This window comes from Nocardioides pocheonensis (genome assembly GCF_003725535.1).
Taxonomy (GTDB): Bacteria; Actinomycetota; Actinomycetes; order Propionibacteriales; family Nocardioidaceae; genus Marmoricola; species Marmoricola pocheonensis.
Map to the genome: position 1 here is coordinate 157,635 of NZ_RJSF01000007.1, position 26,789 is coordinate 184,423.

Genomic DNA, 26,789 nt, shown 5'->3' on the forward strand with positions numbered 1-26,789 from the left:
CGGGACCTACTCGGCGTCCTCGCGCGACCGGATCTCCTCGAACCTGTCGCGCGCACGTGAGGCCCGAGCCTCGACGCTCTCGGCGAACCGCTCCCGCGGTCCGGCCAGGAAGCGCAACGAGAGCAGCGAGGAGACGAGGGCGGCCAGGACCAGCGTCACGAACAGGACCGTCACCTTGTTGCCGAAGATCAGCACGGCGGGAGCGCTGAGCACTGCATAGGTCGCCACGAACAGGCCGAAGCGGAGAAGGGTGTAGACCACGAAGTGCTTCACAGGGGCAAGGATAGTCTTGACGCGTGATCCGGTTCGTCGTGTGGCTGCTGCTCCTGGCTGCGCTGCTGTACGCCGTGTTCTGGGCGATCGATCGGCGCAACGGTCCGGGGCGTCCGCCCCGCACCCGGCAGCCGAGGGCGCCTCGCCCGCGCGGACCGCTCGGTCCCGACGACGACGAGGCCTTCCTGCGTGACCTGGAACGCAGGCGTCGCCGGGAACACGGCGACCCACCCCCCGGTTAGGACCCACGACGGCTCTCGGAGCACCTGCCGCTGCCCCCTCGTCGCCGGCCGGCGACGTACCCCTGACCAGAGGAGCACCATGCCGACCCTGAGCGACTTCAGTGCCACCACCCTCGACGGCCGCGAGCAGGACCTCGCCGCCTACCAGGGCAAGGTGGTCCTCGTCGTGAACACCGCCTCGCAGTGCGGGCTCACGCCGCAGTTCTCCGGGCTGGAGTCGCTCTACGAGAAGTACGTCGACCAGGGCCTCGTGGTCCTCGGGTTCCCGTGCAACCAGTTCGCCGGCCAGGAGCCCGGCACCGCCGACGAGATCGGCGAGTTCTGCCAGCGCAACTACGGCGTGAGCTTCCCGATGTTCGACAAGATCGAGGTCAACGGCGAGAACACCCACCCGCTCTACCGCTGGCTGCGCACCGAGAAGGGCGGCGTCCTCGGCGACGCGATCAAGTGGAACTTCACCAAGTTCCTGATCGGCCGCGACGGCCAGGTGATCAAGCGCTACGCGCCCACCACCGAGCCGGAGAAGATCGCCGAGGACATCGAGAAGGCCCTCACCGACTGACGCCCGGGCCGCCGCGTCCGCTTCAGGGGCGCCGGTAGGGCTGGTGCGTGAGCAGGTGCACGTCCGTGTCGAGGCAGCCGGTCGTCGGGTGCGCGACGAACTGGGAGCGCACCGCGCCGGGCACGTAGATGCGGAAGCCGTCGACGGCGTGCGGACGGCAGCGTCCGGCCGGGTAGCTGGCCGCGCGGGTCTCCTGCAGCAGGCTGCGCACGCGCTGGCCCGGCCGCACGAGGTACGTCGCCGGGGTGCCGGTCCGGTCGGCCGGTGCGCCGATCCGGGTGCCGTCGCCCCCGCCGACGTACGAGATGCCGCCGAAACCGCCCGTCCGGCAGGCGTGGGTGGACCGGTTGCGCAGCACGATCCAGCCCCAGACGTGTCCCGCCCCGCTGTCGCTGTAGCGGTACGACGCCTTGAGGTCGGCGTTCCTGCACCACGGGGCGGACTGGCCGACCCCGTGGGCCGGCGCCGCTGCGAGCAGGCCGATCAGCAGGAGCAGGGTGGCGCCGAGTCGTGACTTCATCGCAGCCTCCGTGGGTCGTGGGTCCGTCGAGGGCAGGAGCCCTCCACCCATGACACGCAGGGAGGCGCCGACCGGTTGCATTCCGGCCGCAGGATCGTGCCGGTGACCGCCGGGGTCAGCTCTGCGGTCGGAGCAGGAACTTCTCCCCGGTCGCCTGGCGCGCGTAGCGCTGGAGCGTCCCGACGTGCAGGGCCTCACGCAGCGAGATCTCGTCGGTGTAGTGGCTGGCGAACGTCGTGGTGAGCTCGTCGGAGACCCGCCGCCGCATCCGCGCCAGGTCGTCCGGGCCGGTGCGCGCGAGGAAGGGCGTGAGCAGCCAGCCGCCGACTCCCCACGCGAAGCCGAACCGCCGGCGCAGCTCGATCGGCCGCGGGTCCAGCGCGCCGTACACGTAGACCTGCTTGTGCACGTCGCTGCCGTACCGGCTGTACGGCGCGTCCGGCGTCACGATCGCAGCCTCCATGGCGTTGAGGATCTGGCTGGCCAGCTGCCCGCCGCCGACCGCGTCGAAGGCGAGCGTCGCCCCCGTCCCCCGCAGGGCCGCGACCAGGTCGGCGTCGAAGGTCGGCGCGCTGGAGTCGCAGACGTGCAGGGCTCCCTGCTCCCGCAGCAGCGCCGCCTGCTCGGGGCGCCGGACGATGTTCACGAGCGGCACTCCGTCCGTCAGGCAGATCCGGTTGAGCATCTGACCCAGGTTGGACGCGGCCGCCGTGTGCACGAGCGCCGTGTGCCCCTCGCGCCTCATCGTCTCGACCATCCCGAGCGCGGTCAGGGGATTGACGAAGGACGACGCCCCGTCGGCGGCGGTCGCTCCGTCCGGCAGCGGGAGGCACATCCGGGGCGAGGCCAGGCAGTACTCCCCGTACGTCGCCCCGCCGGCGAACCCGACCGTCCGGCCGAGCAGCGCCTGCGCCTCCGGCGACGCTCCCGCCGCCACCACCAGGCCGGCGCCCTCGTTGCCCACGGGCATGGCCTGTCCGACCCTGGCCTTCAGCGCGCCCATCACCGCTGCCGGAACCGGTGCCGTCACCGTCGGCTCCTCGGCGGAACCGCCCTGGACGGCCCGGGACACGTCCGCCATCGCCAGCATCAGCCCGAGGTCGGAAGGGTTGACCGGCGCCGCCTCCACGCGGACCAGCACGTCTCGCTCCGAGGGCTGCGGCGTGTCCACCGTCTCGAGCGACAGGTGCAGCTCGCCGGTGGTGGTGACCAGGCTCTGGAGCTGGCGCATCGTGGCCGGGATCTCGGGCATGGCGGTCCCTTCTGGAGGCTCCTCGGGAGCCTAGCCCCGGCCGCCCGGCGCTCCGGGCCCGGGCGTCAGGCGTAGGAGTGCATGCTCCCGCTGCCGAAGAAGAAGTTGATCCCGACGAAGTTGAACCACAGGGTGGCCAGGCCGATCAGCGCGACGATCGCGGCGGCACGGCCCTTCCAGCCGGCCGTGGCGCGGGCGTGCAGGTACGCGGCGTACACCACCCAGGTGATGAACGCCCACACCTCCTTGGGGTCCCAGCCCCAGTAGCGGCCCCACGCGTGCTGGGCCCAGATCGGACCGGCGATGAGGGCGGCGAAGGTCCACACCGGGAAGGCGAACGCCTGCGTCCGGTAGGCCATCCGGTCGAGGGCGTCGAGGCCGGGCAGCCGGGAGAGGTAGCCGCCCTCGCGGGTGTTCGGCCAGCGCTCCTTGACCAGGTAGAGCGCCGAGCACATGCCGCCGAGGGTGAAGGCGCCGGTCGCGATGATCGCGGCGATCACGTGGATCACGAGCCAGGGCGACTGCAGGGCGTCGCGCAGCGGGACGACCGGTGTGTAGAGCAGCAGCACGTCGACCATGAGGGTGACGAGCACGAAGCCGGTGACGACCGGGGAGAGCCAGTCGAGCGAGAACCGGCGGTAGAGCAGCAGGTAGCCGATGGTCACCATCAGCGTGGCGGTGAGGGTGAACTCGTACATGTTGCCCCAGGGCACCCGCACCGGGTCGGCGGCGAGTCCGCGGGAGGCCACCGCGACCAGGTGGACGCCGGCGGCCACCGTGGTGAGCACGACGCCGATGCGCGCGAACCGGGCCACCCGGTCGGTGTCCACGTCGACGCGCTCGAGCACGTCCACGCCACCCCCGGCCGCGGACGCCGTGCCCGATTCCTCCGCGGTCGCCGTGGCGGGCACCGAGCGTGCGGTGGCCCACTCCGCCAGGTGGGCGAGCAGGGCGAGGAAGTACGCCGCGGCGCACACCGCGACGGCCTGGTTGCTCAGCACCTCGAACTGGTCGTGACTCACACCTGCTCCTCGTCCCTCACGGGTTCCTGCTGCGGCGCGCCCCTCAACGACGCGACGACCTGGTCGATCTCGCCGGCGAGGTCACCACCGGCCGAGCGGTCGAGCCCGGCGACCTCGACGAGGGTACGCCGGTCCGGCCCGCCGCCGTCACGACGTACCTTCACCCAGACCCGGCGGGGCCGGATGAACAGCGACCCGAGCAGCCCGAGCAGCGCCAGCACGACGCCGCCGAGGGCGACCAGGTCCCCCGGGCTGCGGCTGACCTGCAGCTTCACGAACCGGCTCATCCCGTCGAACGTGACCGAGCCCATGCCGTCGGGCAGCGTGACCGTCTGGTTGAGCATCAGGTCGACCCGCAGCGGCTTGCCGTCGGGCTTCAGGATCGGCTTGAGGCCCTTCTTGTCCAGCGCGTAGACCGACTGCGGCACGCCGTCGTCGAGGCCGAGATCACCCTGGTAGGCGAGCATCGAGAGCGCCGGGTTCTTGTCGTCGGGGAAGGCGGAGAAGGGTCCGGTCGCGTCGGTGAACGCGTACGTCGGGTACAGCTCGCCCTCGAGGCCGAGCTGCTCCGGTCCGGACGGCCCCTGTGCGTCGGGCACCTTGACGACGCCCCACGACTTGAACGTGTTGTCCTCCGGCAGGAACACCACGGGCCCGGAGTAGGCGATCGCGCCGGTGGCGTCGCGCACGGTGATGTGCGGCGCGTAGCCGTGGCTGATCAGGTAGATCTTCGTGCCGTCGATGGTGAGCGGGTGGTTCACCGAGATCCGGGTGTGCCGGGTGGCGGCCCCGGGGCTGGTGCGGTAGTCCAGGCCGGCGGAGAACTTGTGGGCCATCCCGGCCTCGCGGCCCTCCTTGATGAAGGTGACGTCGAAGTCGGTGACCTTGAAGTCGAACGGCGCCAGGCCCGATGGCTTGAAGAGGCTGCCCGGGCGGAAGTCGTCGTACTGGCTGAGGGAGTTCGCGAAGGTGTTGCCGGTCACCACGATCACGCCGCCCTTGTAGCCGAGCAGCGCGCCACCGGCGAACCCGACCAGCACGACCAGGATCGAGAGGTGGAACAACAGGTTGCCGGCCTCGCGGAGCTTGCCGCGCTCGGCGGACAGGGACAGTTCCTCACCGCCGGTGGTCGAGGTGCGAGCGCCAGCGAGCCTCGAAACCTCCGCCACGTCGCTGACCACCCGGTACCCCCGCAGCGCCCCTCGGGCCCGCTCGAGCACCTGTTCCGGCGAGGCGGAGGTCTCGAAGGCACGGTGCTCGGGCAGCCGAGAGAGGTTCCGCGGCGCCGCCGGGGGCCGGGCGCGCAGCGCCTTCCAGTACACCCGCGTGCGCGGCAGGATGCAGCCGACCAGCGAGACCATCAGCAGCAGGTAGATCGCGGAGAACCAGGCGGAGTCGTAGACCGAGAACAGCCCGAGCTTCTGGTAGATCGGCGCGAGGGTGTGGTGGTTCTCCCGCCACTGGGAGGCCTTGGTCGCGTCGACCGCCTCCTGGGGGACGACCGACCCCGGCACCGCGGCCAGTGCGAGCAGGAACAGCAGGATCAGTGCCGTGCGCATCGAGGTGAGCTGCCGCCAGGCCCAGCGCAGGAACTCGCGCGGCGCCAGCGGCGCGGCGCCCGGGTCGGCCGGGGCGCTGCCCATGCCCTCGCGGCCGGTCGTCTCGCTGCGACCGGTGCTTGAGCCGTGGCCCTCGGTGGTTGAGCCGTGGCCCTCGGTGGTTGAGCCTGCCGAAACCATCACACCCCCGCCGTGAAGCCGGGGAAGAACCAGTTGCGCAGGTCGGCGACGAGCACATCCCACCAGCCGGTGACCAGCAGCACTCCGACCGCGATCAGCATCAGCCCGCCCAGCCGGGTGACCCACTGCTGGTGGCGCCGGACCCAACCGATGGTGCCGAGCATGCGGCGGTAGGCGAGCGCGGCGACGATGAACGGCAACCCGAGACCGAGGCAGTAGACGAAGCTGAGCAGGGCACCCCGCTCGGCGCTGCCCTCGTTGACCGCGAGCGACGTGATCGCACTGAGCGTGGGCCCGATGCACGGAGTCCAGCCCAGCCCGAAGAGCACGCCGAGCATCGGCGCCGCGGCGAGCCCGACTGCCGGCACCTTGTGCACCCGCCAGTCACGCTGCAGCCAGGGCAGCGCGCCCAGGAAGGCGATGCCGACCAGGATCGTGAACACACCGAGGGTGATCGTGACCTCGTGCTGGTACTGCCAGAGCCAGTCCCCGACCGCGCCGAAGAGCGCACCGAAGGACACGAAGACGAACGAGAACCCGAGCACGAACAGCAGCGAGCCGGCCAGCATCCGGCCGCGACGGGCCGACGCCAGGTCGGCGCCGGACAGGCCGGTCGTGTAGGAGAGGTAGCCGGGCAGCAGCGGGACCACGCACGGGCTGAAGAAGGACACCAGTCCGGCCACCAGCGCCACCGGGACGGCGAGCAGGAGCGACCCGTCGAGGGCGGTGTCGCGGAACCAGGTGCCGAGGTCGAGAACGATCACGAGATCACGTCCTGCACCAGGTCGACGAGCGTGGTCTTGCTGGTGACCTCGCCCAGGATGCTCGCCGCGACCCGGCCCTGCGCGTCGATCACCACGGTGCTCGGGATCGCGTTGGGGGTGAGAGTGCGGTGGAAGGCGAGGAGGTTGCGGCCGCCCGGGTCGTAGATCGACGGGTACGGCACGTCGTAGCGGCGCTCGAAGGAACGGGCGTTGTCCTGGCTGGCGTCGCGGGTGTTGATCCCGACGAACACCACCCCCTTCGGAGCGAGCTCGCGGGCCGCCGCGGCGAGGTCGTCCGCCTCGGCGCGGCACGGCGGGCACCACGCGCCCCACACGTTGACCACGACCACCTTGCCGGCGTACGACGCGAGCGAGAGCTGGTCGCCGTCCAGGGTCTGACCGCTGACCTCGCCGGGCGCCTTGCGCTGCGCCTCCGGCAGCAGCGTGATCACGCCCGCGCCGGCGATGTAGCCCTTGTCGCCGGTGCTGCCGACCTTGCTGCACCCGCTCGCGCCGAGCAGGGCCGCCGAGACGACGGCGACCACGAGCAGGGAGCGAAGGGCAGCGGGCATCTCAGCGGCCGGCGCCGGGATCCACGTCCGGGTTACGGCCGGTCGCTTCGCTCCCCCGTGGCTGCGCCTGGGATCCGGGCTGCTGGGGCAGGTCGTTCGGCTCCTCGAAGCCGGTGCCCGAGGAGAAGGTCGCGTTGCGCTGGGCGACCGGGATGAGGTCGCCGGCGGGCTCGGAGTAGCCGATCGTGCGCAGCTCGTCGTCCTCGAAGGTCAGCGACGTCACGCTGCACAGCGTGCACTGCCGCCGCCGCGGGTCGTGGAGGAAGCGACGCCCCTCGGCGTGCAGCCGGCAGATCCAGATCGGCAGCTGGTGGGAGACGACGACGGCCTCGTGGCCGGCCGCTGCGTCGCGGGCGTCCTCGACCGCCGCCCACATCCGGGCGGCCACGTCGGCGTACGGCTCGCCCCAGGAGGGCTTGAAGGGGTTCCAGAGGTGGCGCCACACCGAGGGCCGGCGCAGGAGCCCGGCGCTGACCGAGAACGGCCGCCCCTCGAAGACGTTGGTCGACTCGATGACCCGCTCGTCGAGCACGGGTACGACGCCGCGCGCCTTCGCCAGCGGGGCGGCCGTCTCCTGCGCGCGCTCCAGCGGCGAGGAGACGATGTGGGTGATGTCGCGGTCGCCGATCCGCTCGGCGACCCGCTCGGCCATCGCCCGGCCGCGGTCGGAGAGCACGAACCCGGGAGCGCGGCCGTAGAGGATGCCCCGCGGGTTGTAGACCTCGCCGTGGCGCAGCAGGTGCACCGTGGTCCTCATCGAGCGCCTCCCTCCGAGCCTGCGGCCGCAGCGGCTTCGGCGGCGGCCGGCAGGGCGTCGAGCACCTGCTGGACGGCGCGGTCGTCGTGGGCCGACGAGCAGAACCAGGCCTCGAACGCACTCGGCGGCAGGTAGACGCCGCGGTCGAGCATCGCGTGGAAGAACGCCTTGAACGCGCCGGTGTCCTGTCCGGCGGCCGTCGCGTAGTCGGTGACCGCGGGTGCGTCGGTGAAGAAGATGCTGAACATGTTGCCGTTCGCCTGGAGCACGTGCGGCACGCCCGCCGCGGTCAGCGCCTTGGCCGCTTCCGCCGCGATCGTGCCCGCCACCTCGTCGACGCGGGCGTAGACCTCGTCGGTCGCGAGCCGCAGCGTGGCCAGGCCGGCGGCCGTCGCGACCGGGTTCCCGGACAGGGTGCCGGCCTGGTAGACCGGCCCCTCGGGGGAGAGCATCGCCATCACGTCGGCCCGACCGCCGAACGCGGCCGCAGGGAAGCCACCGCCCATCACCTTGCCGAAGGTCATCAGGTCGGGCGTCCAGCCCTCCACCGCACCGTCGAGGCCCCACTGGCCCTGACGCGAGACCCGGAAGCCGGTCATCACCTCGTCGCTGACGAACAGCGCGCCGTGGCGGCGGCAGGTCTCGGCGAGGAACGCGTTGAACCCGGCGGCCGGGGGCACCACACCCATGTTGCCCGGCGAGGCCTCGGTGACCAGGCAGGCGATCCGGTCCCCGTGCTCGGCGAACGCCGCCTCGACCGCGGCCCGGTCGTTGTAGGGCAGCACGATCGTCTGGGCGGCCGACGACTCCGGGACGCCGGGTGTCGTGCTGACGCCCAGAGATATGCCCAGCGTCGCCAGCCCGGACCCGGCGCTGGCCAGGAGCGAGTCGACGTGCCCGTGGTAGCAGCCGGCGAACTTCACGACCAGGTCCCGCCCGGTGAAGCCGCGCGCGAGCCGGATCGCCGACATGGTCGCCTCGGTGCCCGAGCTGACCAGCCGCACGCGCTCCACGGGGGTGCGGCCCAGGATCTCCTCGGCGAGCTCGACCTCGGTCGTCGTGGGCGTCCCGTACGACGTCCCGCGGGCCACCGCGGCGGTCACGGCGGCCACGACCTCAGGGTGCGCGTGCCCGAGCAGCATCGGCCCCCAGGAGCAGACCAGGTCGACGTACTCGTTGCCGTCCACGTCACGCAGCCAGGCGCCCTGGCCCGACGCCATGAAGCGCGGGGTGCCCCCGACCGCGGCGAACGCGCGGACCGGGGAGTTCACCCCGCCGGGGGTGACGGCGCGGGCGCGGGCGAACCACGCGTCGGACTCAGGATGGGGCACCCCGGCATTCTCCCTGACCCCGGGAGGCTCACCAATTCGGCGTCCAGCACCGAGAGCGGCCACGGGCTGAGATTCCGATAAAGACTTCTGCGCGTTTTCACGCCATAATCGGTGACCCGGTCCGTCTCATCGACGCGTGCACCCCGTCGATTGGTCTCCCCACGAGATCGTTCGGCTGTTTGGCGTGACCCCGAGTGGGGAACATCGTTGACAGGGGTGTCGTCCGATTTAGGTGAATCGGACGGATTACTGACCCAGGGGAGACTCAACCGCATGTCCGCAAAGCTCAAGGGCCGCAAGAGCAAGGCTGCTTCGCTCGTCCCGCTGGCGCTGCTCTCGGCCGCCTGGACGGCCAGCATCGCCGGGGCCGACAGCATCGCCTCGGCGGCCAAGAACGACGGCAGCAACCTCCCCGACGGCAGCGCCGTCCCGAGCCAGGCGATCAAGGCGCCCGCGAGCGTGCCGATCCCGGGCCAGATCGCCCCGGCCGTCCCCGACGGTGCCGCCGACGCGACCGTGGCCGGCGCCTCCACCAGCGGCATCCCGTCCGCGGCGCTCTCGGCGTACCAGCGCGCGGCGCAGATCATCGACGCCGCCGACACCACCTGCAACGTCCCGTGGGAGCTGATCGCGGCGATCGGCCGCGTGGAGTCCAACCACGGCCAGTACGCCGGCAACACCCTCAACAGCGACGGCGTCAGCGTCCCCGGCGTGTTCGGCCCGACCCTGGACGGCAAGAACGGCACCCAGGCGATCGCGGACACCGACGGTGGCCAGCTCGACGGCGACCCGGTCTACGACCGCGCGGTCGGCCCGATGCAGTTCATCCCCTCGACCTGGTCCTCGGTCAAGGTCGACGCCGACGGCGACGGCCAGCGCAACCCGCAGGACATCGACGACGCCTCCCTGGCCTCGGCGGTCTACCTCTGCTCCGGCAACGACGACCTCGGCACCCGCGGAGGTCAGCAGGCCGCGGTCTTCCGCTACAACCACAGCCAGGCCTACGTCGACCTGGTCCTGCGGATCATGGAGGCCTACAGCCAGGGCGACTACACCGCGATCCCGTCCGGCACGTACGGCGGCACGGTGTTCTCCCCGAGCGCGGCCTCCACGATCAAGTCCCGCCAGCACGCCGCCCAGCAGCACCACGCGGCGGCGGCCGCTGGATCGTCGTCCTCGTCGACCGGCTCCTCGAGCAGCACGGGCTCGACCAGCGGCAGCAACAGTGGCACCGGGTCCAGCCCGAGCCTCCCTGACAAGCCCAGCACGGGCACGGTGACCGACCCGATCAAGCAGGCGACGCAGGGCGTCACCAGCGGGCTGGCCGACGCCACCGGCACGGTGACCAACACGGTGACGGGCACCGTCACGCAGGTGGTCGGCTACACGGCCGCGCTGACCGAGTGCACGACCCAGCTGACGCCGCTTCTTCGGATCGGTCAGGCGCCGGCCTGCGCGGACGCCAACAAGGCGGACGCACCGAGCGAGCTCAGCGCCAAGGTCAAGGCCTGGATCGCGGCACACTGACCTGACTGCAAGAAGCCCCCGGTCCTGGTGGACCGGGGGCTTCTTCGTCCCAGGACGGGGCTAGCGGCGCAGCAGCTGCGCCGCCTCCAGCGCCCAGTAGGTCAGCACCACGTCGGCACCGGCGCGCCGGATGGACGTGAGCGTCTCGAGGATCGCCGCCTCGCGGTCGATCCAGCCGTGGGCGGCCGCCGCCTCGACCATGGCGAACTCGCCGGACACGTTGTACGCCGCGACCGGGACGTCGACGGCCTCCCGGACGGCGCTGACCACGTCGAGGTAGCCCATCGCCGGCTTCACCATGACGATGTCGGCGCCCTCGGCCACGTCGAGCCGGGCCTCGCGGACGCCCTCGAGCCGGTTCGCGGGGTCCTGCTGGTAGGTGCGCCGGTCGCCCTGCAGGGACGAGTCGACGGCCTCGCGGAACGGGCCGAAGAACGCGGAGGCGTACTTCGCGGAGTAGGCCAGGATGCCCGTGCCGGTGTAGTGCTCGGCGTCGAGGGCCTGGCGGACCACGCCGACCTGGCCGTCCATCATCCCGCTCGGGCCGACCAGGTCGACCCCGGCGGCCGCTTGGGCGACCGCCATCGCGGCGTACACCTCGAGGGTGCGGTCGTTGTCGACGTTGCCGTCGGGGTCGAGGACCCCGCAGTGCCCGTGGTCGGTGAACTCGTCGAGGCACAGGTCGGACATCACCGTGAGCTGGTCACCGACCTCGGCGACGACGTCGGTGATCGCGAGGTTCAGGATGCCGTGCGGATCGGTCGCCCCGGACCCGGTCGCGTCCTTGTGCTCGGGGATGCCGAACAGCATCACCCCGCCGAGACCGGCCGCGACCGCCTCGGCGGCCGCCTTCTTGAGCGAGTCACGGGTGTGCTGGACGACCCCCGGCATGGAGGCGATCGGGTTGGGCTCGGTCGCGCCCTCCCGGACGAAGAGCGGCAGCACCAGCTGGTGGGCGGCCACCTCCGTCTCCGAGACCATCCGGCGCAGCGCAGGCGTGCGCCGCAGCCGGCGGGGTCGGACGTCGGGGAAGCCCACCGGACCTACTTCGAGCTGGCCCGACGGCGACCCGCGGGACGCCGCTCGGAGGGTCGCGTGACCGGCTGACCGGACTCGAGCAGCGAGGCACGGCGCGCGGCGCCGAAGTCGGCCAGCGCGTCCGCGAGCTCCTCGGCCGACGGGTTCGGCGCCATCACGTCCACGCGCAGGCCGTGCTCCTCGGCGGTCTTCGCCGTGGCCGGCCCGATCACCGCGATGATCGTCGAGGTGTGCGGCTTGCCGGCGATCCCGACGAGGTTGCGCACCGTCGAGGAGGAGGTGAAGACCACGGCGTCGAACTTGCCGGCCTTGATCGCCTCGCGGGTCGGCGCCGGCGGCGGGGCAGCCCGGACGGTGCGGTACGCCGTCACGTCGTCGACCTCCCAGCCCAGCTCGACCAGCCCGGCGACCAGGGTCTCCGTGGCGATGTCGGCCCGGGGCAGGAAGACCCGGTTGATCGGGTCGAGCACCTCGTCGTACGGCGGCCAGTCCTCGACCAGCCCACGGGCGGACTGCTCGCCCGACGGGGTCAGGTCGGCGCGCAGGCCCCACTCGAGCAAGGAGGCGGCGGTCTTCTCACCGACGGCCGCGATCTTCAGCCCCGAGAAGGCCCGGGCGTCCAGGCCGTACTCCTCGAACTTCTCGCGGACGGCGCGCACGGCGTTCACCGAGGTGAACGCGATCCACTCGTAGCGGCCCTCGACCAGGCCGCGCACGGCCTTGTCCATCTGCTGCGGGTTGCGCGGCGGCTCGACGGAGATCGTCGGCACCTCCTCCGGCTCGGCGCCGTAGCCGCGCAGCCGGGAGGAGAGCGAGCCGGCCTGCTCCTTGGTGCGCGGGACCAGCACCCGCCACCCGAAGAGCGGCTTGGTCTCGAACCAGGACAGCTGGTCGCGCAGGTCCACAACTGGTCCTACCACGGTCACGGCCGGCGCTTCCAGCTTCGCGGCGCGAGCGTCGGCTGCGATGTTCGCCAGCGTCGAGACCACCGTGCGCTGGGTGGTCACCGTGCCGGTGCGGGTCATCGACACCGGGGTGTCCGCCGGCCGGCCCGCGGCGACCAGCTCGCGCGCGATCTCGCCGATGCTGCCGACCGCGGAGAGCAGGACGAGCGTCGGACGGTCGACGTACTGCGACCAGTCGATCGCCGCGCCGCTGCACGACACGACGGTGACGTCGCGGTGGTTCTTCGTGGTCAGCGGGATGCCGGCGTACGCCGGGACGGCGTGCACCGAGGAGACCCCGGGGACGATCTCGAAGCCGATGCCGGCCTTCGCGCAGGCCTGGGCCTCCTCGGGCCCGGATGCGTAGAGGAACGGGTCGCCGGCCATCAGCCGGACCACCCGCTTGCCGGTGCGGGCCTGGCGGGCGACCACCTTCGCGCGGGCAGCGTGCGTGAGCGGCTGGCCGTCCTCGCCGAAGCCACCGTCGACGAAGACCGGGCCGGGCGCGGGAGCAGCGGCCTCCTCCGCGTCGGACTCGTCGACCTCGGCCTCGACCGGCGCCGGGAGGCCGAGCAGGCCCCGCACGAGGGACTCGTGCTCGGGGAGCTCCGTCACGACGATCTCGGCCTGCCGGAGCAGGTCGACCGCGCGGACGGTGAGCAGGTCGGGGTCACCGGGTCCGGCGCCCACGAAGGACACCCACCGGGTCGGCCGGTGGCTCGGCCCGTGGGTCACGCGCTGCGTGTCGGCGTTGGTCGTGCTGGATGCAGACTTGGTCACTGTTGCCCTCTTGCTACGTGCGCTGGGTCGGTCGGGTGCGGGTCGGTCGGGTGCTGCTGGTCGTGCGGAACGTGCTGGTCCTCGTCGAGCAGGTCGTGGGCGCCGTCGGCCACCATCTCGGCGGCGAGCGCCCGGCCGACCGCGACGGGGTCGTGGGCGGCGCCGGAGGCGGAGCGGCGTACGGCGAGCGCGCCGTCCGGCGAGAGCGCGACCGCCCGGATCCAGAGCTCCTCGCCGTCGTCGCCCTCGACGACCTCCGCGAGGGCGCCGACCGGTGCGGCGCAGCCGGCCTCGAGCTCGGCGAGCACGACCCGCTCGCACACCACCGCGGCACGGGTGCGGGCGTCGTCGAGGGCCGTCTCGAGGAGGGCGACGAGCTCGGTGTCGGCGCTGCGGCACTCCACGGCGAGCGCGCCCTGGCCCGGCGCCGGCAGCACCTGGATCGGGTCGAGCACCTCGGTGACCTCGTCGAGCCTCCCGAGCCTGGCGAGCCCGGCCCGGGCGAGCACGACCGCGTCGAGCTCGCCGGAGCGCACCTTGCCGATGCGCGTGTCCACGTTGCCGCGTACGCCGACCAGCTCGACGCCGAGCCCGAGCGCCTCGATCTGGGCGACCCGGCGCGGCGACCCCGTGCCGACCCGGCTGCCCGGCGGCAGCTCGCCGAGGGTGAGCCCGTCACGGGCGACCACGACGTCGCGGGGGTCCTCGCGCGGAGGCACGGCCGCGAGCGTGATGCCCTCGGCCGGCGCGGTGGGCAGGTCCTTGAGCGAGTGGACGGCGAGGTCCACCTCGCCGGCGAGCAGCGCGTCGCGGAGCGCGCTGACGAAGACACCGGTGCCGCCGAGGCTGGCCAGCGGAGCGGTGGCGACATCGCCCTCCGTGCGCACCGGCACCAGCGCGACGTCACGACCGCTGCGCTCGGAGAGCAGCTCGGCGACCAGGCCGCTTTGCGTGCGGGCGAGCTCGGAGGCGCGGGTGCCGAGCCGAAGGACGCCGGTGGTCGCGCTCGTGCCCGGGTGCGAGGTCGGTGCCATCAGACCCCCTCCACCCTCGTCACGGCGTCGACCGCGTCGGGGTCGAGCGCGAACAGCTCGGCCAGGGCGGTGGCGTAGGACACCGCTCCGGTCTCGTTCGCGAGCTCCTTGACCCGGACGGTCGGCTGGTGGAGCAGCTTGTCGGCGACCCGGCGCACGGCCTGCTCGATCTCGGCGCGGGCGGCGTCGTCGAGCTGGGGAAGCCGGCCGGCGAGGCGCTGGAGCTCGGCCTCGACCACACCGGTCGCCATCGTGCGCAGCGCGACCACGGTCGGCGTGACGCTCGCGGAGCGGCGGGCGGAGAGGTAGGCGCTGAGCTCCTGCGCGACGATCGAGCGGACGTCGGCGACCTCGGCGCGCTCGCCGGCGCCCTCGAGGTCGGCCGCCAGCACGGCCAGGTTGATCAGCTTCACGCCCGGCTCGTCGCCGACGGCGGGGTCGACGTCGCGCGGGAGGGCGAGGTCGATCACCACGAGCGGGTCGGCGCCGGGACGCGAGGCCTGCACGGTCGCCAGGTCGAGCACGGTGCCGGTGGCCCCGGTGCAGGAGATCACCACGTCGACGGACCCCAGGAGAGCCGGCGCCTCGTCGAGCGCGATCGCCTGCCCGCCGTACTGCTCGGCGAGGCGCTGGGCGTTCTCCGGCGTGCGGTTGGCGACGACGATCGGGCCCGCGCCGGTGCGCGCGAGGGTCGACACCGACAGCGACGCCATCGCGCCCGCGCCGAGGACGAGCGAGCGCAGGTCGGTCGAGCGGCCGAGGTGCTCGGTCGCCTCCTGCAGGGCGGCGGCCACCAGGGACGGACCGGCACGGTCGATGTCGGTCTCGGCGTGGGCGCGCTTGCCCACGCGGAGCGCCTGTTGGAACAGCGAGTTCAACGCCGGGCCGACGGTGCCGGACTCCTGCCCGCCCCGGAGCGCCTCACGCGCCTGGCCGAGGATCTGGCTCTCGCCGACGACCATCGAGTCCAGGCCCGAGGCGACGTGGAACAGGTGGGACACCGCGGCGTCGTCGTAGTGCACGTACAGGTGCGGGACGAGCAGCTCGCCCGGGTCGTTGCTCGGCTCGAGGATCATCCGCGAGATCGACTCGACGCTGCCGTGGAAGCGGTCGACCTCGGCGTAGACCTCGATCCGGTTGCAGGTCGAGAGGACCGTGGCCTCGATGACGTGGTCGATGTCGAACACGTCCCGGATCAGCTTGGTGGCTCCCTCGGGGTCGCGCGCGACCTGCTCCAGCACCGCCACCGGCGCGGAGTTGTGCGACATGCCGACCACCAACACGCTCATGCCACGACCTCCGGGTCGAGGGTCGGGTCGGGCGAGGCGGGCGCCGACTTGCGCTGCTCGTGGTAGGCGAGGATCTGCAGCTCGCTGGAGAGGTCGACCATGCGCACGTCCACCTCGGGCGGCACGGTGAGGACGGTCGGGGCGAAGTTCAGGACGCTGCGGATGCCGGCGTCGACCATGTGGTCGCAGACCGACTGGGCCGCCGCGGCGGGAGTGGCGATCACGCCGATCGCGACGCCGTGCTCGCGCACGATCGCGGAGAGCTCGGTGAACGGCCGGATCTTCAGCCCGGCGACCAGCTCGCCCTGCCGCGCCGCGTCGGCGTCGAGCAGCGCGACGGTCCGGAAGCCGCGCGAGCTGAAGCCGGAGTAGTTGGCGAGCGCGTGGCCGAGGTTGCCGATCCCGACGATCACGACCGGCCAGTCCTGGGTCAGCCCGATCTCGCGCGCGATCTGGTAGCGCAGGTACTCCACGTCGTACCCGACGCCGCGGGTGCCGTAGGAGCCGAGGTGGGAGAGGTCCTTGCGGAGCTTGGCGCTGTTCACACCGGCGGCGCTGGCGAGCTCCTCGCTCGAGCAGGTGCGGATCTCGCGCTCGAGGAGCGAGTTGAGCGCCCTCAGGTACACCGGCAGGCGCGCGACGGTCGCCTCGGGGATGCGCGTAGGGCTCACTGTCTACTCTCCAGCGGCACGCTCCGGCCCGGCGGACGGGCCCGTCTCGCAAGCGTGCAGCGGATTCACCATAAGAGTTTGTGAACGTGGGAACAAACCGAGTCCGCACCGTGACCGGCGCCTCACCCGGAGCGGGCTACCACAGGTGAGACATTCGCCACCCGCCGGGGTCGGGTACGCCGGGGTCAGCCGCCGGGTGCGCGACCCAGCGCGGCGCGGAGCCGGCGCTCGTCGACCCGCCAGAAGTCGTGCTGGGCACCGTCGACGAAGGTGACCGGGATCTGCTCGCCGAACCGGCGCTGGAGGTCGGGGTCGGCGGTGATGTCGACCTCGGCGTACGTCGTGCCCAGCTCGGCGCACACCCGCGCGACCACCTCGACGGCGTCCTCGCACAGGTGGCACCCGGGCTTGCCGTAGACGGTGACCCGGACGTCGTTCACCTCAGCAAGCTCGTCATTCCAGGAGCCCCAGCGCGCGGCGGCGCTCGGTGGCGCGGAGCCGGCCCTTCTGCACCTTGCCCGTGATCGTCGAGGGGAGGCTGTCCACGACGTTGACCACGCTGGGCTGCTTGAAGCCCGCGAGCCGCGCCGCGCAGTGGGCGCGCACCCGCTCGACGAGGGCATCGGGGTCGACCTCGCCGGCCCGGGTGACGTAGGCGACCACGGCCTCGCCGGTCATCTCGTCCTCGACGCCGATCACGGCGGCCTGGGCCACGTCGTCCAGCTCGAGGATGACCTCCTCGACCTCGCTGGGGTAGACGTTGAAGCCCGACACGATCACCAGGTCCTTGAGCCGGTCGACCAGGAACAGGTCCCCGTCGGCGTCGAGGTAGCCCACGTCCCCGGTCGCCCACCACCCGTCCTCGCCGGGACCGTCGGCGCCGTCCGGCCAGTAGCCGGAGAAGAGGTTGTCCCCCCGGATCAGGATCTCGCCCGCGTCGTCCTCGTCGGGAGCCCGGCCGGTCTCGTCGGCCAGCCGGATCTCGATGCCGGGCAAGGCTGCTCCGACCGAGCGCGGGTCGGCCTTCTTGCTGCAGAGGTCGGAGGTGACCACGGGGGCCGCCTCGGTGAGGCCGTAGCCCTGGTGGATGGCCAGGCCGGTGCGCTCCGAGAACGCCTCCGTGAGGTCGGCGGCCAGAGGGGCCGAGCCGCTGAGGATCGTCCGGACCGGCCCCAGCCGCTCCTCGAGGCCCGGGACCTGCATCCAGTAGGCGAACACCGGCGGGGCCACCGGGAGCACGGAGATCGCCTCGTCCTCGATGATGTCGAGGGAGCCCTCGGGGTCGAAGCCGTCGACCAGCACCATCCGCGCGTGCTGGCGCACGACCTGGCCGAGCACCGCGTTGAGGCCGTAGACGTGGAACAGCGGCAGCACGCCGAGCACGACGTCGCGACCGGTGATCATCGGCGGGTCGACGGCGGCCGCCTGCTCGATGTTGGCCAGCAGCGCGCGGTGGCTGAGCATCGCGGCCCGCGGGCGCCCGGAGGTGCCGCTCGTGTAGAGCAGCACGGCCAGCGACTCGGGGTCGGTCTCGCCCGGGACCGGCTCGCCGGTCTGGGCCACCAGCTGCTCCCAGCTGCGCTCGCCGTCCTCGACGGCCACGTCGATGCCGACCACGCGCGGCGGGCTCGCCGCGGCGTCGCCGGACGCCGCCAGCGCCTCGCGCACGCCGACGACCGCGGCCCGCACGGTGCCGGCGGTCGTCGGGTCGCTCACCACCATCCGCGCGCCGCTGTCGGCGAGCATCCGGACCACCTCGCCGGTGGCACTGCGCGGATTGATCGGTACGGCGACCATGCGGGCCCGCAGGACGCCGTAGTAGGTGGCGACGAACTCGATCCGGTTCGTGGTGGCGATGATGACCCGGTAGCCGGCGACCATGCCGGCGGAGGAGAGACCGTGCGCGACGCGGCTGGCGAGGTCGTCGAGCACCGCCCAGGTCACGGTGCGGCCGGTGGCGGCCTCCGAGAGGGCGATCCGCTCGGGTTCCTCGCGTGCAGCGGTGGCCAGGAGATCGGCGACATTGCTCCCCATCCGGGGAGTCTCCCACAGGCGATTGAGCCGAGCGCAGAGGATCGGCCACAACGCTTCTCCGTGGCCGAAGCCTCTGCCGAGGCGATGGAGCCTGTTGAGGAGCGCAGCGACGATCGCACGGCGTCGGGGCGGGCACGACGACCGTGCCGCGTTCTAGGGTGGCCCTGTGACGCCCTCCCCCGGCCACAGCCGCAGGCCCGTGAACCTCAAGCGCCGCTCGCGGTTGGCCGGCGAGGCGGCCGCCGCGGCGGCCGAGGTGGAGAGCAGCCTCTCGGTCGAGGCCGACCTGTCGTCCGCGGCCTTCTTCGACGTCGACAACACGGTCATGCAGGGCGCCTCGATCTACCACCTGGCCAAGGGCCTGCACCGCCGGAAGTTCTTCACCACGCGTGACATCCTCGGCGCCGCGTGGAAGCAGGCCTACTTCCGCGTGGTCGGCGTCGAGGACCCCGAGCACGTCGCCGAGGCGCGCTCGGCCGCGCTCGCCTTCATCGCCGGCCACACCGTGGAGGAGCTGGAGTCGCTGGGGGAGGAGATCTTCGACGAGGCGATGGCCCACCGGATCTGGCCGGGCACCCGGGCTCTGGCCCAGCTCCACCTGGACCAGGGCCAGCGGGTCTGGCTGGTGACTGCGGCACCGGTCGAGATCGCGAACATCATCGCCCGCCGACTCGGGCTCACGGGCGCGCTCGGCACCGTCGCGGAGCACATCAACGGCGTCTACACCGGGCGTCTGGTCGGCGAGATGCTCCACGGCCCGGCCAAGGGAGAGGCCATCCTCGCGCTCGCCGCCCGCGAGGGCCTGGACCTGACCCGCTGCTCGGCGTACTCCGACTCCTACAACGACCTGCCGATGCTCTCGATGGTCGGCGATCCCTGCGCGATCAACCCCGACGCGAAGCTGCGTGCGCACGCCCGGGCCCACGGCTGGCGGATCCGGGACTACCGCACCGGCCGCCGCGCCGCGCGGGTCGGCGTGTTCACCGCCGCCGTCGCCGGGGCGGCGGTCGGCAGCCTGGCGGCCGGCACGGCGATCCGGCGGAAGCTCCGCTGATCCGGGCGCAAAAAGTACATACCGGGGCGATTAGTGAGACGCTGACGGGGTACTGAGTCCGAAATGACGGATTCTGGGGCCCCTCCGCGGTATTGTCGTTTGTTTCCCATCCGCGCGGGTCTCCCCTTATCCTGAGTGCTCAGCGCCTGGCGGGGGGCCAGTGAGGGAGATCGAGTTCATGGGAGTCGGCAGGGGAACCGCACGCGGCCTCAGCGTGCTGCGTGACGCCCTGGCCGACGTGCTCCGCGCTCCCGTCCCCGTGGTCGCGACCGGGCCGGGCTCCCCGTGGTGGCTGCACAGCGACTCGATCCTGCTCGCCGCCACGACCGTCTCCGGCCAGCGCCGACCCGACGGCGCCCGCTCCGAGGTCGACGCTCCTGCCGGCGCGGCGCCCGGTGGTCACCGCAACGACCACGGCGACGCCGACCTGGCCACCTCCTCGGCGGAGGACGCCGCCGTCGCCAGCCGCCTGATCGCGCTCGTCGAGCTCGCCCGCAGCGGCGACAAGGAGGCGTTCGGCCAGCTCTACGACCACTACCAGCCGTCGGTCTACCGGTTCCTGTACTACCGGGTCGGCTCGATGACCCTGGCCGAGGACCTGACGGCTGAGACGTTCTTCCGCGCGCTGCGGAGCATGCACTCGTTCCGCTGGCAGGGCAAGGACTTCGGGGCGTGGCTGATGACCATCGCCCGCAACCTCACCGCCGACCACTTCAAGGCCGGCCGCACCCGTCTCGAGCAGACCACCGAGGACATGCAGACCCTCGACTCCACCTCGGAGGGTCCCGAGATCGAGGTGCTCTCGTCGCTGACCAACGAGGCTCTCCTCCGTGCGCTCGGCGAGCTGCCCACGGAGCAGCGGGAGTGCCTGATCATGCGGTTCCTGCAGGGACTCTCGATCGCGGAGACCGCGGAGATCCTCGGGCGCAGCAGCGGCGCGGTGAAGCAGCTGCAGCTGCGCGGCGTACGCAACCTCGCGAAGCTGATCCCGGCCGGGGAGCGTGAATGATGTCCGGTTCACGCATAACCCCCCGTGCCGTCACCTCGTTGACCACTGTGAACGAGCGCACGGCTGACCGCACCACCCCCGCGGGCCCCGCGTGCGTGCCCTCCCAGACCCCAGGAACGCCATCATGACCTCGCTGATCTCGGCACGCAGAGCGGCCGAGGACTTCGCCCGCGTGGTCGACGGTTCCCAGGGAGACGTGGCCGACCGCTACGCCGACCTGACCGCAACCGTGGATCTCCTCCGCAGGCAGGACACCCCTGCAGCCCGACCCGACTTCGTGGCCGACCTCCGCGCGCAGCTCATGGCCGCCGCCGACACGCTGCTGGTGCCGGTCGACTCCGTGCCGGCTGAGGTCGTCCCGCTCCGGCCGCGCCGCAGCCAGCGCCGCCTCGCGGCCGCTGCAGCTGCCTTCGTCGTCGTCGGCGGCACCGCCGGCGTCGCCGCCGCCGCCGAGAACTCCCTGCCGGGCGACCCGCTGTACGCGCTCAAGCGCGGCATCGAGAGCGCCCAGGTCTCCCTGAACACCAGCGACGCCGCCAAGGGCCGCGACCTGATCGCCCAGGCCAACACGCGTCTGGACGAGGTCGACGGCCTCGTCGGCGCCGGTGACTCGACGTCCCGGATCAGCCACACGCTCACCTCGTTCAAGCGCAGCGAGTCGGGCGGCGCCGACCTGCTCTTCGTCGCCTACCAGCGCGGCGGCAACCCCGACGACCTGGCGGCCCTGCGCAACACGCTCCTCGCCCAGCGTGACCGGCTCCAGAGCCTGGCCGGTCAGGCCCCGCCGACGACGCAGCCGGACTTCGCCTCGGCCGTCGCCCTGCTCGGCGACCTCGACCAGCAGGCACGCGTCCTGTGCAGCAACTGCGGCCCGGACACCGGTGCCAGCGACTTCGCCAACCTGTCCTCCGCCCCGGCCCTGCAGAGCCTGATCACCGACGCGGCCGCAGCCGCCGTCGCGGACCAGCAGACGGCGGCCACGAAGGCCCTGGCCGACAAGGCAGCCGCGATCGCGGCCAACACGCCGAAGACCCCGGTGGCCACCACGCAGCAGGCCACGCGCGACGCGTCCGGGTCGATCCTCCCGGGCAGCGTGACCGTGCCCAGCCTGCCCACGACGCCGACCGCGCCCCTGCAGAACACGGTCAAGACCGTGACCGGCGGTGTCGAGGATCTCCTCGGCACCGTCAACGACTCCACCGGTGGGGCGCTGAGCCCGGTGACCGACACGGTCAACAACACCCTCAACGGGGTCACCAACCTGCTGACTGGGCCGTAGCGCGCCCACGCCCGCACGTCACCAGGTTTCGGCACGCTCGGTCGCGGCTTCGTGCCTCAGCCGCGCTCGCTGCTCCGCCGGATTGAGCCTGCCGAAATCAACCACCGACGATCAAGGCCGCTGACGCGCCCTTGATCAGCCGAAGACGGACTGGCGCTGGATGAGCAGGCTGTAGAGCGTCTGCTGGATGGTCTCGCGGACCTGGTCGGTCACGTTGAAGACCAGCATCGGGTCCTCGGCTGCGCCGGCGTCGTACACGTCGGTGCGGATCGGCTCGCCGAACTCGATGATCCACTTCGAGGGCAGCGGGACCAGCCCGAGCGGGCCGAGCAGCGGGAAGAACGGCGTGATCGGGATGTAGGGGATGCCGAGCAGCCGGGCCAGCGAGGGGATGTTGCCGACCAGCGGGTAGATCTCCTCGGCGCCGACCACCGACGTCGGGATGATCGGTACGCCGGTGCGGATCGCCGCCGAGACGAAGCCGCCCCGGCCGAAGCGCTGCAGCTTGTAGCGCTCGCTGTAGGGCTTGCCGATCCCCTTGAAGCCCTCGGGCCAGACGCCCACGATCTCGCCGCCGCGAAGCATCCGCTCGGCGTCCTCGTTGCAGGCCAGCGTCACGCCGCCCTTGCGGGCGATCTCGCTGACCACCGGCAGCCGGAACACCAGGTCGGCCCCGAGCGGGCGCAGGAACCGGTGGGCGTGGTCGTGGACGGTGACCATGGTCATCAGGCCGTCGATCGGGATCGTGCCGGAGTGGTTGGAGACCACGAGGGCCCCGCCGTCCGCCGGGATGTTCTCGGTGCCGCGCACCTCGATCCGGAACCACTTCTCGGCCACCGGGCGGATCGCGGTCATGAAGAAGCGCTGGGTGATCTCGGCGTCGAAGCCGTACTCGTCGACGGTGTAGTCACCGGTCAGCCGGCGACGCAGGAAGGCCAGGAACGCCGCCAGCCGCGGCTCCCAGTTGTCGCCGAAGACCTCCACAGCGGCGTTCGTGAAGCCGGCCATCCAGTCGACCGCCGGGATGCCGGGGGTCGGGTGGCGGTGGTCGCGCGTGGTGGGGGGCTCGGTGGGCGTCGGGGCCGGGGGCTCGACCGCGGGCTGCCTCGGCTCCGGCATGCGGGCGCCCGCGACGTCGCCGCGACGCTCCTCCGGGCGCTCCACGGGACGCTCGGACGTGCCCTCGGGCACGTCACCCGACCGGGCCACGGGCTTCTTCGCCGTCCGGGTGGCCAGGCTCCTGGCCGAGCTCGAGGGCTTCACGCTCCCGGTGCCCCGCCCCGGCTTGCCGCGCGTGCCGATCGGGATGATCTCGGCGTCACCCATCGTGGCGCACCCCCTCTGCCGGACGGGCCGTGCCCGCGGCGGTCAGCTCGGCGGTCCGCTCCCGGCCGCCGCCGAGGGCGCCGAGCAGCATCGTCTCGGCGGCCCGCACCCGCCGCTCGGAGACGACCCCGGGCTGGACCGAGGCGGCGAACTCCTCGAACGCCTGCTCGGTGGTCCGCGACGGGTGGAACCCGAGCACCTCGCGCATGCGGGTGGTCTCCACGCCGCGGCCGAAGGTCAGGAAGGCCACCTGCTCGCGCGAGAAGTCGGCGAGCCGCGCCTGGCGCATCGCCTGGCCGAAGGTCGCCACCGCGAAGCCGGGCATCGGCAGGGCCGGCCGGCCGAGCCTGCGGACCGCCTGGGACAGCATCATCACGCCGTCACCGGCCACGTTGAACGTGCCGGCGACGTCGCGCAGCGTCGCGTGCTCGACCGCGTCGATCAGGTCCGTGTCGTTGAGGAACTGCATCCGCGGGTCGAAGCCGAGCACGGTGGGGATCACCGGCAGCTTGAAGTACGCCGTGAGCGGTGTGCTCAGGCCGGGGCCGAGCGCGCTCGCCGTGCGCAGCGTCGTCACCCGTACGTCGGGCCGCCGGCGGGCGAACCCACGGACGTAGGCCTCGACCTCGTTGAGGTCCTTGACGAAGCCCACCGCGCCGATCCGCCGCGCGTCCATGTCCTCGGAGAACATGGCGGGGTCGCGGCTCGACGAGCCGTAGACCGCGGTGCTGGACTTCAGCACGAAGTGCTCGAGGTCGGGCGACTGCTGGCACGCCGCGAGCAGCTGCATCGTGCCGATGACGTTGAGCTCCTTGGCGGTCACGCGGCCGCCGGCGCTGGCCGGCGGCAGCACGCTCATGTGCACGACGGTGTCGACCTGCTCCCGCATGATCACCTTCGCGATCACGGGGTTGCGGATGTCGGCGCGCGCGAACGACACCGCCCCGAGGTCGCCTCGGGGCGGGGAGATGTCCACGCCGATCACGCGGTCCACGCCAGGCGCGGCCGCGAGCTGCCGGGCGAACCGGCGGCCGAGGTCGCGAGCGACCCCGGTGACCAGCACGACACGACCCACAGGAGCTCTCCCCCCGATTGCGTCTCTACCCGCCCGCGCTGCTGCCCGGGCCTACTTGCCCAGACGACGCCGCTGCACGCGCGTCTTCTTCAGCAGCTTGCGGTGCTTCTTCTTCGCCATGCGCTTGCGACGCTTCTTGATGACAGAACCCACGGATGCCCTTTTCATGCACGCGGAGCCGTCCGTTGGGCTCCGTCGGAAGGCACAAGACTATCCGCAGGAATCCCTGGCAACGAATCGGAGTGACGCGATCGACACAGGCGGTGATCGCAGTGGAGGCGATGCGGGCTCAGCCGGTCTGGAAGAAGCTCTTCCGCAGGTACTCGTTGACGTCTTCTTCGCTCACCCGAAACGAGCGCCCAACGCGCACGGCAGGCAGCTCGCCGCCGTGCACCAGACGGTAGACCGTCATCTTCGAGACGCGCATCACCGAGGCAACCTCGGCGATCGTCAGGAACTTCACTTCGGAAATGTCTCCGGACAGGTTCGAACCCATCTCGCACCGCACTTTCTGGTGAGCTCGCTCTCCGGCTTCCCCACCGGAGTTCACGCGCGCCCGTTCAAGCGAGGATAGAGCCATCTGTTACTCGTGGGGAAGGGATTGACTCACGATACTTGTGAGAACCGAAATTGCCCGTCCGGGGCCGAAAATCAGCGGCGGTCAGGGAAGCGGGTCGAGCCCGTGCTCCGGGAAGACCGCCGCGCGGGTCTCGTGGACCGCCCGGTCGAGCCAGGTGTTCGGGTCGTAGCCCCCCGACCAGTCGCGGTACGCCGGCTCCCGGCCGTCGCCCATCCGCCCCGGCGCGACCCGCCCGAGCGACTCCATGACGTGGTCGCGCCAGGCCGGCGGGGTCTCCGTGCCGGGGTCGAGCGGAGCACCGCCGACCACCGCGAGCAGGTGCGTCCAGGACCGCGGCACGACGTCGACCACCGCGTAGCCGCCCCCGCCGACCGCCAGCCAGCGGCCACCGCACACCTCGTGCGCGAGGTCGTGCAGGGCGAGGTAGCTGGCGCGCTGGCCGTCGACGGTGAGCATCAGGTGCGCGAGGGGGTCGTCCCGGTGCGAGTCGCAGCCCTGCTGGGTCACCAGGATCTCCGGCTCGAACGCCCGCACCAGCGGCGGGACGACCGCGTGGAACGCCCGCAGCCAGCCGGCGTCGGCCGTGCCGGGGGGCAGCGCGACGTTCACCGACGTGCCGATCGCGTTCGGGCCGCCCGTCTCCGCGGGGAACCCGGTGCCCGGGAACAGCATCTGCCCGGTCTCGTGCAACGAGATGGTCAGCACCCGCGGGTCGTCGTAGAAGATCTGCTGCACGCCGTCGCCGTGGTGCACGTCCACGTCGACGTACGCGACCTTCTTGGCGCCGTGGTCGAGCAGCCAGCGGATCGCGACCGCGACGTCGTTGTAGACGCAGAAGCCGCTCGCGTGGTCGGGCATGGCGTGGTGCAGGCCGCCGGCGATGTTGGCGGCGTGGACCGCCTCGCCCTGCCAGACCCGGCGCGCGGCCTCGACGCTCGCCCCGACCACGTGGCGCGCCGCCTCGTGCATGTGGGAGAACGTCGGGTTGTCGTCGGTGCCGAGCCCGTGGCGGGGGTCGGTGCGCGCGGGATCGGCACTGCTGCGGCGTACCGCCTCGATCAGCGCCGGGTCGTGCACCACCAGCAGGTCGTCGTCGGTGGCGTCGGGCGCGGGCACGGCGACCAGGCCGCTGCCCGAGTCGCCGACGACGCCCAGGTCGCGGGCGAGGCGCATGGTGAGGTCGACGCGCACGGGGTTCATCGGGTGCGCCGGGCCGAAGTCGTAGGCGGTCAGCGTCTCGTCGAAGACCACGCAGGTCGGGCCACAGCCGGAGACGGGCACGGTCAGTCCATGCCCTCCGCCAGGGAGACCGAGCGGTCACGCGCCGCCTCCATGGCCGTGATGAACGCGGCCCGCACCTTGTGGTCCTCGAGCTCACGGATCGCCGCCGCGGTGGTCCCGCCCGGCGAGGTGACCTGCTCGCGCAGCACGGTCGGGTGGGTGCCGGTCTCGCGGAGCAGCTTCGCGGACCCCACCACGGTCTGCACGACCAGCTCGGTGGCGGTCGTGCGCGGGAGGCCGAGGTGGACGCCCGCCTCGATCATCGCCTCGACCACGAAGAAGAGGTACGCCGGGCCGGAGCCCGAGATCGCGGTGACCGCGTCCTGCTGCTTCTCGGGCACGCGCACGACGCGGCCGGTCGCGGAGAGGAGCGCCTCCGCCACGGCGAGGTGCTCGTCGTCGCAGTGCGACCCGGGCGAGATCGCGGCCATGCCCTCGTCGACGAGGGCCGGGGTGTTCGGCATGACCCGCACGACGGCGACCCCGTCGGGGATGTGCTTCTCGATCGCCCGCGTGGTGATGCCGGCGGCCAGCGAGACCACCAGCTGGCCGGGCCTCAGCACGGGCCCGATCTCGGTGAGCACGTCGGCCATGTCCTGCGGCTTCACGACCAGGACCACGGTCTGCGCCTGCGCGGCCTCGGTGTTGGCGACCACGGTGACGCCGTACTTCTCCCGCAGCTCGGCGGCGCGCTCGGGGCGCTTCTCGCCCACCATCAGCTCGGCGACGTCGCGGCCGCCGCGGATCAGCCCGGAGAGCAGGGTCTCCCCCATCACTCCGGCACCGATGATGGCGACCGTCATGCGCCCCTCCTGGGTCGTGCGCCGTGGACTG

At 72.3% G+C, this 26,789-nt stretch carries 28 protein-coding genes; 6 read left to right on the forward strand and 22 right to left on the reverse strand.

Translation table 11 applies throughout. The features are described from left to right. Positions 1–6: 6 nt before the first annotated feature. A complete protein-coding gene (locus EFL26_RS03920; RefSeq protein WP_183408014.1) occupies positions 7–273 on the reverse strand; it encodes a DUF4229 domain-containing protein in 267 nt (88 codons plus the stop codon). A gap of 23 nt (positions 274–296) precedes the next feature. Here EFL26_RS03920 and EFL26_RS03925 point away from each other — a divergent pair, with 23 nt between their 5' ends. Beyond that, entirely contained in the window at positions 297–515 is a 219-nt protein-coding gene (locus EFL26_RS03925; RefSeq protein WP_123221573.1) for a hypothetical protein, read from the forward strand. A gap of 79 nt (positions 516–594) precedes the next feature. Further along, the gene (locus EFL26_RS03930; protein WP_123221574.1) at positions 595–1,077 is read left to right on the forward strand and encodes a glutathione peroxidase; all 483 of its coding nucleotides are present in this window, start codon (positions 595–597) and stop codon (positions 1,075–1,077) included. A gap of 22 nt (positions 1,078–1,099) precedes the next feature. On the opposite strand, the gene EFL26_RS03935 is transcribed toward EFL26_RS03930, so the two are convergent. The 8 genes from EFL26_RS03935 to hemL all read right to left on the reverse strand — a co-directional run bounded on the left by EFL26_RS03935 (position 1,100) and on the right by hemL (position 9,034). After that, positions 1,100–1,597 carry a DUF4232 domain-containing protein gene (locus EFL26_RS03935; protein WP_183408015.1) on the reverse strand — a complete coding sequence of 166 codons (498 nt, stop codon included), beginning with the start codon at positions 1,595–1,597 and terminating at the stop codon, positions 1,100–1,102. A gap of 115 nt (positions 1,598–1,712) precedes the next feature. Continuing rightward, complete coding sequence (locus EFL26_RS03940) at positions 1,713–2,849, reverse strand: zinc-binding dehydrogenase (protein WP_123221576.1); 1,137 nt, start codon at positions 2,847–2,849, stop codon at positions 1,713–1,715. Positions 2,850–2,914: 65 nt separating this feature from the next. Beyond that, entirely contained in the window at positions 2,915–3,871 is a 957-nt protein-coding gene (ccsB, locus tag EFL26_RS03945) for a c-type cytochrome biogenesis protein CcsB (RefSeq protein WP_123221577.1), read from the reverse strand. Further along, complete coding sequence (gene resB / locus EFL26_RS03950) at positions 3,868–5,610, reverse strand: cytochrome c biogenesis protein ResB (RefSeq protein ID WP_245999995.1); 1,743 nt, start codon at positions 5,608–5,610, stop codon at positions 3,868–3,870. The genes ccsB and resB overlap by 4 nt, the downstream gene beginning before the upstream one ends. Next, positions 5,610–6,374: a cytochrome c biogenesis CcdA family protein gene (locus EFL26_RS03955; RefSeq protein ID WP_183408016.1), complete on the reverse strand. Its 765-nt coding sequence runs from the start codon at positions 6,372–6,374 to the stop codon at positions 5,610–5,612. The genes resB and EFL26_RS03955 overlap by 1 nt, the downstream gene beginning before the upstream one ends. Continuing rightward, positions 6,371–6,946 carry a TlpA disulfide reductase family protein gene (locus tag EFL26_RS03960; RefSeq protein ID WP_123221578.1) on the reverse strand — a complete coding sequence of 192 codons (576 nt, stop codon included), beginning with the start codon at positions 6,944–6,946 and terminating at the stop codon, positions 6,371–6,373. Before EFL26_RS03960 ends, EFL26_RS03955 begins: the two co-directional genes overlap by 4 nt. Position 6,947: 1 nt before the next feature. Further along, positions 6,948–7,703: a histidine phosphatase family protein gene (locus EFL26_RS03965; RefSeq protein WP_123221579.1), complete on the reverse strand. Its 756-nt coding sequence runs from the start codon at positions 7,701–7,703 to the stop codon at positions 6,948–6,950. Beyond that, positions 7,700–9,034: a glutamate-1-semialdehyde 2,1-aminomutase gene (hemL, locus tag EFL26_RS03970; RefSeq protein WP_123221580.1), complete on the reverse strand. Its 1,335-nt coding sequence runs from the start codon at positions 9,032–9,034 to the stop codon at positions 7,700–7,702. Before hemL ends, EFL26_RS03965 begins: the two co-directional genes overlap by 4 nt. A gap of 273 nt (positions 9,035–9,307) precedes the next feature. On the opposite strand from hemL, the gene EFL26_RS24470 reads away from it, so the two are divergent. Continuing rightward, positions 9,308–10,561, forward strand: a complete 1,254-nt coding sequence (locus EFL26_RS24470; protein ID WP_221176836.1) for a lytic transglycosylase domain-containing protein — start codon at positions 9,308–9,310, stop codon at positions 10,559–10,561. Between the two features lie 60 nt (positions 10,562–10,621). Here EFL26_RS24470 and hemB read toward each other — a convergent pair whose 3' ends face one another. From hemB to EFL26_RS04010, 7 genes are all read right to left on the reverse strand, one after another. Next, positions 10,622–11,599 (reverse strand): porphobilinogen synthase, encoded by a 978-nt coding sequence (hemB, locus tag EFL26_RS03980; protein WP_123221581.1) that lies wholly within the window; start codon positions 11,597–11,599, stop codon positions 10,622–10,624. 5 nt (positions 11,600–11,604) lie between these two features. Next, entirely contained in the window at positions 11,605–13,278 is a 1,674-nt protein-coding gene (locus EFL26_RS03985) for a bifunctional uroporphyrinogen-III C-methyltransferase/uroporphyrinogen-III synthase (RefSeq protein WP_123221704.1), read from the reverse strand. 41 nt (positions 13,279–13,319) lie between these two features. After that, positions 13,320–14,357, reverse strand: a complete 1,038-nt coding sequence (gene hemC, locus EFL26_RS03990) for a hydroxymethylbilane synthase (protein WP_123221582.1) — start codon at positions 14,355–14,357, stop codon at positions 13,320–13,322. Further along, a complete protein-coding gene (locus EFL26_RS03995; protein WP_123221583.1) occupies positions 14,357–15,646 on the reverse strand; it encodes a glutamyl-tRNA reductase in 1,290 nt (429 codons plus the stop codon). The genes hemC and EFL26_RS03995 overlap by 1 nt, the downstream gene beginning before the upstream one ends. Then, positions 15,643–16,317 (reverse strand): redox-sensing transcriptional repressor Rex, encoded by a 675-nt coding sequence (locus tag EFL26_RS04000; protein ID WP_123221584.1) that lies wholly within the window; start codon positions 16,315–16,317, stop codon positions 15,643–15,645. The genes EFL26_RS03995 and EFL26_RS04000 overlap by 4 nt, the downstream gene beginning before the upstream one ends. A 185-nt stretch (positions 16,318–16,502) precedes the next feature. After that, positions 16,503–16,757, reverse strand: a complete 255-nt coding sequence (locus EFL26_RS04005; RefSeq protein WP_123221585.1) for a glutaredoxin family protein — start codon at positions 16,755–16,757, stop codon at positions 16,503–16,505. Positions 16,758–16,770: 13 nt separating this feature from the next. Then, positions 16,771–18,351: a class I adenylate-forming enzyme family protein gene (locus EFL26_RS04010; protein ID WP_123221586.1), complete on the reverse strand. Its 1,581-nt coding sequence runs from the start codon at positions 18,349–18,351 to the stop codon at positions 16,771–16,773. 166 nt (positions 18,352–18,517) lie between these two features. Between EFL26_RS04010 and EFL26_RS04015 the strand changes: the two genes are divergently transcribed. The 3 genes from EFL26_RS04015 (at position 18,518) to EFL26_RS04025 (ending at position 21,693) form a co-directional block, all read left to right on the forward strand. Beyond that, positions 18,518–19,405, forward strand: a complete 888-nt coding sequence (locus tag EFL26_RS04015) for an HAD family hydrolase (RefSeq protein ID WP_123221587.1) — start codon at positions 18,518–18,520, stop codon at positions 19,403–19,405. Between the two features lie 160 nt (positions 19,406–19,565). After that, positions 19,566–20,414, forward strand: a complete 849-nt coding sequence (locus tag EFL26_RS04020) for a sigma-70 family RNA polymerase sigma factor (RefSeq protein WP_245999996.1) — start codon at positions 19,566–19,568, stop codon at positions 20,412–20,414. A 124-nt stretch (positions 20,415–20,538) separates the two neighbouring features. Next, a complete protein-coding gene (locus tag EFL26_RS04025; RefSeq protein ID WP_123221588.1) occupies positions 20,539–21,693 on the forward strand; it encodes a DUF5667 domain-containing protein in 1,155 nt (384 codons plus the stop codon). A 135-nt stretch (positions 21,694–21,828) separates the two neighbouring features. Here EFL26_RS04025 and EFL26_RS04030 read toward each other — a convergent pair whose 3' ends face one another. The 6 genes from EFL26_RS04030 to proC all read right to left on the reverse strand — a co-directional run bounded on the left by EFL26_RS04030 (position 21,829) and on the right by proC (position 26,758). Next, positions 21,829–23,019: a lysophospholipid acyltransferase family protein gene (locus EFL26_RS04030; RefSeq protein ID WP_123221589.1), complete on the reverse strand. Its 1,191-nt coding sequence runs from the start codon at positions 23,017–23,019 to the stop codon at positions 21,829–21,831. Then, positions 23,012–24,094 (reverse strand): NAD-dependent epimerase/dehydratase family protein, encoded by a 1,083-nt coding sequence (locus tag EFL26_RS04035; RefSeq protein ID WP_123221590.1) that lies wholly within the window; start codon positions 24,092–24,094, stop codon positions 23,012–23,014. The genes EFL26_RS04030 and EFL26_RS04035 overlap by 8 nt, the downstream gene beginning before the upstream one ends. A gap of 51 nt (positions 24,095–24,145) precedes the next feature. Further along, positions 24,146–24,247 (reverse strand): 30S ribosomal protein bS22, encoded by a 102-nt coding sequence (locus EFL26_RS04040; protein WP_081683056.1) that lies wholly within the window; start codon positions 24,245–24,247, stop codon positions 24,146–24,148. A gap of 136 nt (positions 24,248–24,383) precedes the next feature. Beyond that, a complete protein-coding gene (locus EFL26_RS04045) occupies positions 24,384–24,557 on the reverse strand; it encodes a helix-turn-helix domain-containing protein (RefSeq protein ID WP_425464096.1) in 174 nt (57 codons plus the stop codon). A 198-nt stretch (positions 24,558–24,755) separates the two neighbouring features. Then, positions 24,756–25,955 (reverse strand): acetoin utilization protein AcuC, encoded by a 1,200-nt coding sequence (locus EFL26_RS04050; RefSeq protein ID WP_245999997.1) that lies wholly within the window; start codon positions 25,953–25,955, stop codon positions 24,756–24,758. 2 nt (positions 25,956–25,957) lie between these two features. After that, positions 25,958–26,758 carry a pyrroline-5-carboxylate reductase gene (gene proC / locus EFL26_RS04055; RefSeq protein WP_123221592.1) on the reverse strand — a complete coding sequence of 267 codons (801 nt, stop codon included), beginning with the start codon at positions 26,756–26,758 and terminating at the stop codon, positions 25,958–25,960. Positions 26,759–26,789 lie beyond the last annotated feature (31 nt).

What these genes read in the sequence shown, in the direction of transcription:
- proC (WP_123221592.1), bottom strand. Translation starts at nt 26,758, where the DNA reads ATGACGGTCGCCATCATCGGTGCCGGAGTGATGGGGGAGACCCTGCTC.
- EFL26_RS03940 (WP_123221576.1), bottom strand. Translation starts at nt 2,849, where the DNA reads ATGCCCGAGATCCCGGCCACGATGCGCCAGCTCCAGAGCCTGGTCACC.
- EFL26_RS03995 (WP_123221583.1), bottom strand. Translation starts at nt 15,646, where the DNA reads ATGAGCGTGTTGGTGGTCGGCATGTCGCACAACTCCGCGCCGGTGGCG.
- EFL26_RS04030 (WP_123221589.1), bottom strand. Translation starts at nt 23,019, where the DNA reads ATGGGTGACGCCGAGATCATCCCGATCGGCACGCGCGGCAAGCCGGGG.
- EFL26_RS03965 (WP_123221579.1), bottom strand. Translation starts at nt 7,703, where the DNA reads ATGAGGACCACGGTGCACCTGCTGCGCCACGGCGAGGTCTACAACCCG.
- EFL26_RS04010 (WP_123221586.1), bottom strand. Translation starts at nt 18,351, where the DNA reads ATGGGGAGCAATGTCGCCGATCTCCTGGCCACCGCTGCACGCGAGGAA.
- EFL26_RS03935 (WP_183408015.1), bottom strand. Translation starts at nt 1,597, where the DNA reads ATGAAGTCACGACTCGGCGCCACCCTGCTCCTGCTGATCGGCCTGCTC.
- EFL26_RS03930 (WP_123221574.1), top strand. Translation starts at nt 595, where the DNA reads ATGCCGACCCTGAGCGACTTCAGTGCCACCACCCTCGACGGCCGCGAG.
- EFL26_RS24470 (WP_221176836.1), top strand. Translation starts at nt 9,308, where the DNA reads ATGTCCGCAAAGCTCAAGGGCCGCAAGAGCAAGGCTGCTTCGCTCGTC.
- EFL26_RS04025 (WP_123221588.1), top strand. Translation starts at nt 20,539, where the DNA reads ATGACCTCGCTGATCTCGGCACGCAGAGCGGCCGAGGACTTCGCCCGC.
- hemC (WP_123221582.1), bottom strand. Translation starts at nt 14,357, where the DNA reads ATGGCACCGACCTCGCACCCGGGCACGAGCGCGACCACCGGCGTCCTT.
- EFL26_RS03960 (WP_123221578.1), bottom strand. Translation starts at nt 6,946, where the DNA reads ATGCCCGCTGCCCTTCGCTCCCTGCTCGTGGTCGCCGTCGTCTCGGCG.
- resB (WP_245999995.1), bottom strand. Translation starts at nt 5,610, where the DNA reads ATGGTTTCGGCAGGCTCAACCACCGAGGGCCACGGCTCAACCACCGAG.